Raw genomic sequence first — 6,175 nt, forward strand, 5'->3', positions numbered from 1 at the left:
GTCGACCCGGCGGCCGACGGATCCGCCGAGCAGCACTACGACCTGACCTACGTCGCGGGCATCGACACCCTGGCCGACGGCGAGTTCGGCCTGGTCGTCGACGGCGAGCCGACCACGCTGCGGTTCACCGGCGGCCGACTGCACCAACAACCCGGCGCGGCACCCCACCCCGAGCTGACCGTCACCACCACCGCCGCGTTCCTCGACCGCTGGGCCGCCGGCGACACCGACTGGGACGGCGGCCGCCACAGCGGCGAGGTGAGTCTCGACGGACCGCACTCGGCCTGGCCGCGCTGGCTGGCCGCTACCGGCTACCTCCTCTCGATCGACCCGGAGTCCGCTGATGTCTGATCCCGCTGAGTTCTTCCATGAGACGAGTGCCGCCGCGCTGGCCCGCCCCGGCGTGGCCACCGGCACGATGATGGGTTTCCCCTGTCTGCGCGCCTCCGGCGCGTTCTTCGCCTCCTGCGACCACCGCACCGGCGACCTGATCGTCAAGCTCTCCCGGGATCGGGTCGCCCAGCTCATCGCCGACGGACTCGGCAAACCGTTCGCCCCGGCCGGCCGCACCTTCCGCGAATGGGTCCGCATCGACGACCGCGACCACACCCGGTGGACCGCGCTGATCGACGAGGCCCGCGCGTTCGTCAGCGGGCAGCGATGAGCTTCACCGGGTTCCCACCGGCCGGGCGCGCGCTGCTGGCGCGGCTGCCCGGTCTGGATCCGGCCGGGTTCGCCGCCGAACACACCGCCTGGACCACCCTGCTGCTCGACCCCGCCCGCGGGTTCGTCACCGCGCTCGGCGCCGTCCTGGTCGAGCGGATCTCACCCGGTCTGCTCGCCGACCCACGGGTCAACGGGTCGATCGCGCCGATCAACCGTGACCTGCGGTTCGACCCGCACGGCCCCCGGTACAAAGACCATCTGCTGTTTCGCTGGTGGGAACGCGACCGTCCGAAGAGGACCGCACCCACCCTGTTCGTGCGGCTCGACCCCACCCGGATCGGCTACGCCAGCGGAATGGTGTTCCCGTCCACCGACCAGTGGCGAACCGCCGTCGCCGACCACACCACAGCCCAAGGGCTGATCAACCGCGTCCGGCGGGACCTGCCGGACGCCGAGATCGCCGGCGCCGACCTCAAACGGGTTCCCGCCCCGTATCCGGCCGACCACCCCAATGCCGATCTGCTGCGGCACAAGACGATGTTCCAGCTGCGCTGGACCCAACCACTGCCCACCGCGGTGTCCACGCCCGCGTTCGTCGAGCACTGCGCGACCCAACTGGCCCGGCTCACCGCACTGCACCACTGGCTCCACACGACAGTCGCGACGGTCGCGCCATGAACCGGCGGCTCGAACCCCTCACCCAGCAAGTCCGGGCCCGGCTCGGCAAACACCTGCTGCTGGACACCACCCACGCCCAGCTGTTCTTCGAAGACGAACACCACCCCTGGCGAGCGATCCCCCGCGACGCCCTACGCGTGCCCCTCACCGGCCCACCCGTCGCCGACCCCGTCGACGGCCACTGGTGGACCATCGAACTGGGCGGCACCCGCCGCACCCACGCTGTGCGCGCCTGGGATCGCCCGCCACCAGACTGCCCCGAACTCACCGGCGTGCTGGTGATCCACCACGACGCCGCCGACCAATGGCTGGAAGAAGAGCAACCCGTACCCGGAATGCCGAAAAACCCCTACCACCGCGTCGACGTACTACCCGCCAGCCGACACATCGAGATCAGAGTCCACGGTGAACTGCTCGCCACCACCCGTCGCCCGACCCTCGTCGTGGAAACCGGACTCCCACCCCGCTGGTACATCCCACCCGGCGACATCCACTGGGACCGACTCACCCCCAACCCCCGACGCACCGTCTGCCAATACAAAGGCACCGCCCACTACTGGACCATCGACCACACCCACCCACCCCTGCTCGTGTGGAGCTACCCCGAACCCCTGCCCGAAACCGCCGCACTTGCCGGCCTCGTCAGCATCCTCGACGACGACCCAGGCGTCGACCTTCGCGAGCTGGCGGGGTAAAAGTGTCCGAAAACACCTGTTCCACTGAAATCGCCGGAAATCCCGGAGCACCGCTTGGATCACCGCGCGGTGGTTCTGGCGGGTGTCGTGCGCGGAGTGGGGATAGACCAGGTCGGGCCGTACCCGCCGGATGACGTCCTCGATCAGGTCGCTTGGCCGGAGCTGATCTCGGTGTCCGGATGGTCGTGAAGGGACGGTGGGCGCCGAGTCGTTCGGCGGCGGTCCGCGACTTGGCGGCGCGCTGCGAGGCCACTCCACTGCGCTGTCCGGTGCTCAGGGTCAGCACGAACACCTCATCGCCGGCGGCACGAGATGGTTCGGTGATGGAACCGATGCGCCGTTCTTGAGGCTGAGCGCCTTCCTCACACCGCCGTCGCCGAAGCGGGTCACCGCCGCGACCGCGGTCCAGGATTGACGACGCCGGCCAACAGCCCGCCGACGAACCGACGGCGGCGGTTTATGCGTTGGCCGGCCGGCTCGGGCTGTACCGAGACCAGGTCGACGACGAGTCGGTGCACCGCGCCGCCACTGCGGGCGTGTCCACCGCCCGGATCCTCGACGTGGTGGCCGAGTGCGCCTTCGCGACGCTGGTCGGCATGGTCGACAACCTCGCCGGCCGCGGACCGCTTGACGAGTTGCTCCGGCCGCGTGCCTGGGCCGGGGCCAGCCGAGTTCCCTAGGACGAGTGCGGCTTCTTCGTCCGGTTGAGTGAGCCGGCGGTGAGGACGCCGAGCCAGACCACGCCGAGCGCGATCAGCAACCCGAGGGTGTAGTCGCGGTCGTGCAGGCCCGGGTTGGTGGGTACGCCGAACGGCCGCCACAGCAACGGAACGGCCAGAATGGCGAGCACGGCGCTGAGCACGCCGCCGGCCGCGACCGGGGCCCGCCAGCGCACCGGCAACCGCCGCGCCGCGACCACCGCGACGGCCGCGGCGGCGGGCGCGAAGATCGCGTCGTGTAGCAGGGGACCGGCCACGAACCAGGCGGCGGCCTGCACGGCGCCGGATGCCGAGGTGGCCGCGAAGTCCCAGGCCAGCACGGCGGCCCAAGCCAGGGCCGCGAGGCCGGCCACGGCGAGCAGCACCCGCGTCATAGCACCTCGATCCGGTGTACCCACTTGGTCTGCAGCACCCCTGGCCGGCTCGGCGCGATGATCCGGCACGGGTAGCCGTGGTCGAGGTGGAGCACCTCGCCGTTCACCCGCAGCGCGAGCAGCGTGGACTCGTCGGCGGTGTGCTCGCCGGGAAGCGTGCTGGTGGCGTACGCGCTGTTGCGTTCCAGCGACTCCACCCGGACGGTAGCTCCGGGCCGGCTGCCGGCGGCGCGCAGCAGGTCGGCAACGCGCACCCCGGTCCAGGTGGCCGACGCGCTCCACCCCTCGACGCACGCGATCGGCAGCTGCGCGGTGGTCTGCGGCATCGCGGACAGCTCGGCCAGCGTGAAGAGGCGCGACCCGGCCGAGGTCATGATCTCCAACCGCCACGCGGGATCGCGCGCCGCCTCGATCACCCCGGCGGCGGCCGCGGTGCGGTTGACCGGCAGTCCCTGCGGTCCGCGGTCGGAGCGCCCGGCAAGCGGGGACAGGTTGCGCAGCAGGGGAATCGTGCCACCGGCGGTGGCCAGGGCCGCGGCCATGGTGGTGAGGGCGGTGGTGCGCAGGAAGGCCCGCCGGTCCAGGACGGTCCGGCGCTCCGCAGCCGGCGGTTCGGGACTGAGCCGGGTCAGGCCGCGGCGGATCACCGGCAGCTTCACCGCGACGTGCAGCAGGATCGAGCCGGCGGCGATCCACGCGACCGTGTAGTGCGCGGTGGGAAGGAGAAGCCCCACAGGTAGTTCTGCGCCGAGTTGAACAGCCCGGTGCCGAGCTCGAAGAACGCCGCACCGGACAGCACCAGGATGGACAGTCGCTCCAGGGCGTGGGGCAGCGAGCGCACGAGCGGGCGGCCGAACAGTTTCGGGTAGACGGTCCAGAGTTTGGCCAGCAGCAGCGGGATCGCGGTCACACCGGAGGTCACGTGCAGGCCCTGGGTGATCCGGTAGGCGTTCACCGGCCGGCTGGGCCAGAAGAACCAGGGCGGCGGGTGTTGGATGGCGTGGCTGATCAGGCCGGTGATGAAGCAGATCGCGAACGTGATGCCCAGCCAGAGGCCGATCCTGGCCGTCACCCGCTCGTCGTGGGCAGGGCGGTGGAAGTCGGATTCCTGGGGTATCACGGTTTGACCAGTTCGGCGAACCAGCGCCCGCCGCGCTCGGCCAGCCAATGGACCACCAGGCCGGCCTCCCGTGCCGGGTCGGCGATGGCGTCGGCGCCGAGCCAGGCCCAGGCGAACCAGTGGTCCGCGCCGTTGACCCGGACCCGGTCGCGCCGCAGCCCGTGACCCGGTGGGTCCAGCTCCACCAGCGCGGTGCCGCCCGGCGCGAGCAGCGTGCGCAGCCGGCGCAGCAGCCGCGCTGGGTTGCCGCCGATGCCGATGTTCCCATCGGCCAGCAGAACATGGCGCCACCGGCCCTCACCGGGAAGCTGGGCGAACACGTCGCGCCTGATCGCCGGGGCACCCCTGGCCCGGGTGAGCCGCACCGCCACCGGCGAGACGTCCACGCCCAGCGCCACCACGCCGCAGTTGACCAGGGCGGACGTGAGCCGTCCGGGTCCGCATCCGATATCCAGGGTCGGCCCGGTGCAGCACCGCAGCAGCACCTCGTCGCCGGCCCCGGACGGTGCTCGCCAACGCTGGACGGGCAGGCTGATGCGCTCGCCGGTGGCCAACTCCAGCCAGCATCGCCGGCCGAGCAGCCCCGGTTCGAACGCGGTGGTCGGTTGGGTCATCGCCGGGTCACCGCCAGGTGCCCGGTCTCGGCCAGTTCCGCGGCGAACCGGCCGCGCGGCACCAGCCCGGCCACCTGCTCCGCGTCCGGCATGGTGTCCACATCGGACAGCTCGCCCGGGTCGAGCGTGCCGTCCGCGTCGAGGAAACCGACGATCTCCGCGGTGGCGTGCTCCAGCCCCGTCGACCCGTTGTCCACCACGGTCGCCAGGTAGGCGGCCAGCACGGCCGGTAGCGCGGCGGCCTCGTCCAGGCAAGGCAGCACCACGTCCACGAGATCCATGACGCCACGCTAGGTCCATGCCGGACAGTCGCAGAACCCTTGCAGCGCTTACCAAAATGTGACGGCGGCGGAGATCTTACGGTGTGCTGACGGAAGCCCGCGTGGTCCGGTGACGCCGCCGGCGCGGCGTTACCGTCCCCGGGGTGTCCGATGGCAGGGCGGAGTAGGCCGTCGATGAGATGGCGGCCGGCACGATGCCCTGCGGTGCCGGTGTTGAGCAGTGCCGGATGAATCGTGCCGAACCCCGCCAGAACCACCCCCGGCACGGCCACGAGTACACCCTGGGACCACCGGGATCGAACCATCAGCCGACGCTAGTCGGGTCCGGGTCCGGCCGGCCGCAGGCAAGGTTAGGGTCTCTTACACCGCCCGGACCTGCACAGAACTCGCAAGTTTTGCCAGCAGCTGGGCGCTGCGGCGAGGGTCAGGCGGCGGTCTGCGCGATCTTGCGATACTGGCCGGGTGCGGTGCCGGTGGCGCGCTTGAAGGCGCGGGCGAAAGCGAACTCCGAGTCGTAGCCGATCTGCTGGGCGATCTGGCAAACCGTGGCGTCGCCGTCGCGCAGCGGCGACGGAGTCGTCAGTTACGTGTCGACTGAGGACATCGCCGCGGTCGCGGCCATCGCACTGACCGAGGACGGGCACGAAGGCAAGGGATACGCGCCCGTCGGCCCCGAGCCGCTGACGCTGACGGAGGTAGTCGAGCACATCTCGTGGGTCACGCAACGCCGGATCAGCTACGTCGAGACCGACCGCTCACCCATCCGCGACGCACTCCTCGCCGCGGCGCACCACCCGAAACCGCCGAGCACAACAGCCAGCTCTATGTCCACGCGTTCGCTCCGGCGCACTGGGTGCGCTCAATGACGACGTGCATGATCTGACCGACACGCCGCCGGTGAGCGTCGCCGAGTTCGCTGTGGGCGCCGCAGCGGCGTGGCGCCGATAAGGCACCGAAACGACGACGTCATGGTGCCCAACCCTCCGGATCCGCGTGGCTGGCTCGCCCTGGCCCTGCTGCGCGGCTTC

9 protein-coding genes and 2 pseudogenes are annotated in these 6,175 nt (G+C 71.2%); 6 read left to right on the forward strand and 5 right to left on the reverse strand.

Going from position 1 to position 6,175, the window contains the following annotated elements:
• The 5 genes from VFO68_RS28885 to VFO68_RS28905 form a co-directional block, all read left to right on the forward strand.
• On the forward strand, positions 1-351 hold a 351-nt coding region (locus VFO68_RS28885), incomplete at its 5' end, for a hypothetical protein (RefSeq protein ID WP_325161570.1).
• Positions 344-664 carry a hypothetical protein gene (locus VFO68_RS28890; protein ID WP_325161571.1) on the forward strand — a complete coding sequence of 107 codons (321 nt, stop codon included), beginning with the start codon at positions 344-346 and terminating at the stop codon, positions 662-664. The genes VFO68_RS28885 and VFO68_RS28890, both read left to right, overlap by 8 nt.
• Positions 661-1,344: a DUF2461 family protein gene (locus tag VFO68_RS28895; protein ID WP_325161572.1), complete on the forward strand. Its 684-nt coding sequence runs from the start codon at positions 661-663 to the stop codon at positions 1,342-1,344. The genes VFO68_RS28890 and VFO68_RS28895 overlap by 4 nt, the downstream gene beginning before the upstream one ends.
• Entirely contained in the window at positions 1,341-2,039 is a 699-nt protein-coding gene (locus VFO68_RS28900; RefSeq protein ID WP_325161573.1) for a DUF427 domain-containing protein, read from the forward strand. Before VFO68_RS28895 ends, VFO68_RS28900 begins: the two co-directional genes overlap by 4 nt.
• A 464-nt stretch (positions 2,040-2,503) precedes the next feature.
• Positions 2,504-2,719: a hypothetical protein gene (locus tag VFO68_RS28905; RefSeq protein WP_325161574.1), complete on the forward strand. Its 216-nt coding sequence runs from the start codon at positions 2,504-2,506 to the stop codon at positions 2,717-2,719.
• Here the strand turns inward: VFO68_RS28905 and VFO68_RS28910 are convergent.
• From VFO68_RS28910 to VFO68_RS28930, 5 genes and pseudogenes are all read right to left on the reverse strand, one after another.
• Positions 2,716-3,132 carry a hypothetical protein gene (locus VFO68_RS28910; protein ID WP_325161575.1) on the reverse strand — a complete coding sequence of 139 codons (417 nt, stop codon included), beginning with the start codon at positions 3,130-3,132 and terminating at the stop codon, positions 2,716-2,718. The genes VFO68_RS28905 and VFO68_RS28910 overlap by 4 nt on opposite strands.
• Positions 3,129-4,252: pseudogene (locus tag VFO68_RS28915) on the reverse strand (molybdopterin-dependent oxidoreductase). Before VFO68_RS28915 ends, VFO68_RS28910 begins: the two are co-directional and overlap by 4 nt.
• Positions 4,249-4,866 carry a class I SAM-dependent methyltransferase gene (locus VFO68_RS28920; RefSeq protein ID WP_325161576.1) on the reverse strand — a complete coding sequence of 206 codons (618 nt, stop codon included), beginning with the start codon at positions 4,864-4,866 and terminating at the stop codon, positions 4,249-4,251. The pseudogene VFO68_RS28915 and the gene VFO68_RS28920 overlap by 4 nt, the downstream one beginning before the upstream one ends.
• A gap of 107 nt (positions 4,867-4,973) precedes the next feature.
• Positions 4,974-5,147, reverse strand: a pseudogene (locus tag VFO68_RS28925) (glycosyltransferase); the annotation flags it as partial.
• Between the two features lie 424 nt (positions 5,148-5,571).
• Positions 5,572-5,730: a helix-turn-helix domain-containing protein gene (locus tag VFO68_RS28930; protein WP_325161578.1), complete on the reverse strand. Its 159-nt coding sequence runs from the start codon at positions 5,728-5,730 to the stop codon at positions 5,572-5,574.
• A 4-nt stretch (positions 5,731-5,734) separates the two neighbouring features.
• Here VFO68_RS28930 and VFO68_RS28935 point away from each other — a divergent pair, with 4 nt between their 5' ends.
• The gene (locus tag VFO68_RS28935) at positions 5,735-6,013 is read left to right on the forward strand and encodes a hypothetical protein (protein ID WP_325161577.1); all 279 of its coding nucleotides are present in this window, start codon (positions 5,735-5,737) and stop codon (positions 6,011-6,013) included.
• The last annotated feature ends 162 nt before the right edge of the window (positions 6,014-6,175 follow it).

This window comes from Actinophytocola sp. (assembly GCF_035712165.1).
Lineage (GTDB): Bacteria > Actinomycetota > Actinomycetes > Mycobacteriales > Pseudonocardiaceae > DASYTH01.